This is a genomic window from Methanohalobium sp., from assembly GCF_018609725.1.
Taxonomy (GTDB): Archaea; Halobacteriota; Methanosarcinia; order Methanosarcinales; family Methanosarcinaceae; genus Methanohalobium.
On sequence record NZ_JAHENT010000012.1, the window covers coordinates 1 to 3,124 of the forward strand.

The following is a 3,124-nucleotide window of genomic DNA, read 5'->3' on the forward strand; positions in this document are numbered from 1 at the left end:
ATTCGATCATCTCGGCAGACACTCTCGGATCTCTTCCAATCACGATATTGTTATATATCCTGCCGAGCACATGGCCGAGTTTCAGTGCCAGGTCTACTGTCACGTCTCTGTTTGCAATCCCCCTGATGCCTGATGAACCGAATAATTTCATTATTAAAACTCCTTCTTTCTAATCCTTTATCCTTGTTTAGGTCTTAATCTCTGGTTCTAAAATTCAATACTTTCTGATTTTCTGATTATTCATTCTACGGTGACGCTTTTTGCCAGGTTTCTGGGTTTGTCTATGGAACACCCTCTTGCCAGTGCTGTATAATATGCCAGTAACTGCAGGACGATAGTCGACAATATCGGTGACAGCAGTTCTTCAGTCTCGGGAACCCTCAACACGATGTCCACATATTTATTTATCTCATGGTCTCCTTCTTCTGCTACTGCAATCACTGTAGCGTTCCTGGCTTTTACTTCCATGATGTTGCTGAGTGTTTTATCATAGGTATGCCCGGGAGTTGCTATGGCTACTACCGGTGTGTTGTCGGTGATCAGAGCCAGAGGACCGTGTTTGAGTTCTCCTGCAGCGTATCCTTCAGCATGTATATATGAGATTTCCTTAAGTTTAAGTGCGCCTTCCAAAGCTACAGGGTAATTAGTGTACCTGCCGATGAAGAAATAGTCTGATACATCTGAAAACTGTTCGGCACATTCCCTGATGGTATCTTTGCTGTTCAATATTTTCTGTATATTCCCGGGTAATTTTTTGAGCGCCCTGATAAAATTCCTGGAATCATCGGTATTGATTTTATTCCTGACCCTTGCAAAATGGACAGCCAGCAAGTATAATATCGTAAGTTGTGATGTGAAAGTCTTGGTCGCTGCGACTCCTAACTCTGGCCCGGATTTTATGTACATCGTATCATCGGCGTCGCGTGTGATAGAACTGCCGATTACGTTCGTGATTGCAAGTGTATTGCATCCTGATGATTTCAAACTCTGCAGTGCTGCTATGGTATCTGCTGTTTCTCCCGACTGACTGATGGCTATACTCAAGACATCGTCATCCTCGCAGAAAACAGGATTCCTGTACCGATACTCTGAACCCGTGTCGATGTTTGTGTGGATACCTGCAAGCTGCTCGAAAAGGTATCTGGCTATTAACCCGGCGTTGTATGAAGTTCCGCAGGCTATCAGTTCGATGCGGTTTAGGTTTCGTATCTGTTTCTTCGTCAGGTTGAGTTCATCAAGGTTTATCGAACCATCCAGTTCGGATAGTTTACCGGCAAACGTGTTGTAAACTGATTTTGTCTGCTCATGGATTTCTTTCAACATGAAATGCTCGTAACCCGCTTTCTCGGCATCTTCGAGATCCCATTCAACTCTTGTTTTTTCCTTCTCTACTGGTTTGCCTTCAAGGTCGAAGAATTGTACATCGTTTTTTTGGATCTGTGCGATTTCCAGGTCTTCGAGGAAAATAACATCTTTTGTGTGTTTCAAAAAAGCGGTAATGTCTGATGCTGCGAAATTGCAGTTGTCTCCAAGTCCTACGACCAGTGGACTGTTCTTTTTGCCTGCGATTATCTCATCAGGTATATCTTCACACACCGCTGCTACAGCATATGATCCTTCCAGTAATTTCAGGGTTTTCCTGAACGCGGTATGGAAATCCCTTGATTGTTGATAATTTAAATGTAATAAATGGGCGATAACTTCCGTATCGGTCTCGGATTTGAATTCATAACCCATCTCTATAAGTTCGTCTTTAAGTTGGTGGTAATTTTCTATGATCCCGTTATGTACTACTGAAATGTTTCCTGATAAATGTGGATGAGCGTTTTGTTCTGTGGGCTGGCCGTGGGTCGCCCAGCGAGTATGTCCTATCCCTGTATAACCGTCGATTTCCGGTAATTTTGATTCAAGTTCTGAGATTTTGCCGGGAGCTTTGCAGGTTTCCAGCGAACTGTTTAGTATGGTGATGCCGACGGAATCATAACCCCGGTATTCCAGTTTCTTCAACGAATCAATGAGTTCCTGTTTTGCCAGGTTTACCCCCACGTATCCTACTATCCCGCACATTTAGATCACGATCGAGTTCCTTACGATTCTTTGCTGTATTACGTTTGCGGATTCTATCCTGCAGTTTGTGTCTATCAATACACCGGCTTTAATTAACACGTTGTGTCCGATCATGTTGTCATCACCTGTGACAGTACCGAGTTTATCGGCGTGGTGGAGTATTCCTTTCATCTCTATCATCAGGTCCTCTTTTTCTTCGGTGATAAAGTATGGATTGATTGTGTTATTGCCGCCGATTATCGAATTGGATATGTAACCGTGGGTGCCGATTCTCGTGTTGTCCATTATGATACAGTTTTCCAGATGATTGAAGGGTTCGACTGAACAGTTGTCGCCAATACTTGTCGATGATATGATGACGGTGTTTGGACCTATCTCGCAGTTGTCTCCTATTATCACCGGTCCTGCGATGTAGGATCCAGACCTTATTACCGTGTTTTCTCCCACAGCCACATCTCCTCTGATAACTGCACCGTCTTCGATTGTGCCTTTTATGTCAAAATCTTCGTATTCGTTAAGAACCATAGAATTGGCTTTCAACAGGTCCCATGAATGTATAGCATCTATCCATCTGGAGTTTGTCGTGACATTTGTTACTTCAAAACCGTTATCGATCATCAGCTGCAAGGTGTCTGTAATCGCATATTCCCCGATTTCTGATATAGGAGTCTGCTCGATTATCTGGAAAATCCGGGGGTTTAAAAGATAGATACCGGTGTTCACCCTGTTAGTAATCTTTTCTCTGGGTTTTTCTACAATCTTTGTTACTTTATGGTTATCTGTGAGTACGACGCCGTATCCGGTGGTGTCTTTTATCTTACTGGTTAATATTGAAGCGTCTCCATCATGTTTGTCGATCAGGTCTGATAGGGTATCAGGTTCGATGATGTTGTCACCGTTTAATACCATGAACTGGTCATCGTCCTGGACAAGGTCTTGTGTTTGTAAAACAGCATGAGCGGTACCAAGCTGGGATTTCTGGTGGATGTAGGTGATGTTTACACCGAAATCTTTGCCGTCTTCAAAATAGTCCATTATCCGCTCCTTTTCATAACCC

At 43.2% G+C, this 3,124-nt stretch carries 2 protein-coding genes and 1 pseudogene; all 3 read right to left on the minus strand.

Going from position 1 to position 3,124, the window contains the following annotated elements; all coding sequences use genetic code 11:
- Nucleotides 1–151 (minus strand): annotated as a pseudogene (locus tag QZ276_RS00250) (phosphoglucosamine mutase); the annotation flags it as partial.
- Nucleotides 152–240: 89 nt separating this feature from the next.
- Entirely contained in the window at nt 241–2,067 is a 1,827-nt protein-coding gene (gene glmS, locus QZ276_RS00255) for a glutamine--fructose-6-phosphate transaminase (isomerizing) (protein ID WP_292484198.1), read from the minus strand.
- The coding region (gene glmU / locus QZ276_RS00260; RefSeq protein ID WP_292484200.1) for a bifunctional sugar-1-phosphate nucleotidylyltransferase/acetyltransferase at nt 2,068–3,124 on the minus strand (1,057 nt) is incomplete at its 5' end.

What these genes read in the sequence shown, in the direction of transcription:
- glmS (WP_292484198.1), bottom strand. Translation starts at nt 2,067, where the DNA reads ATGTGCGGGATAGTAGGATACGTGGGGGTAAACCTGGCAAAACAGGAA.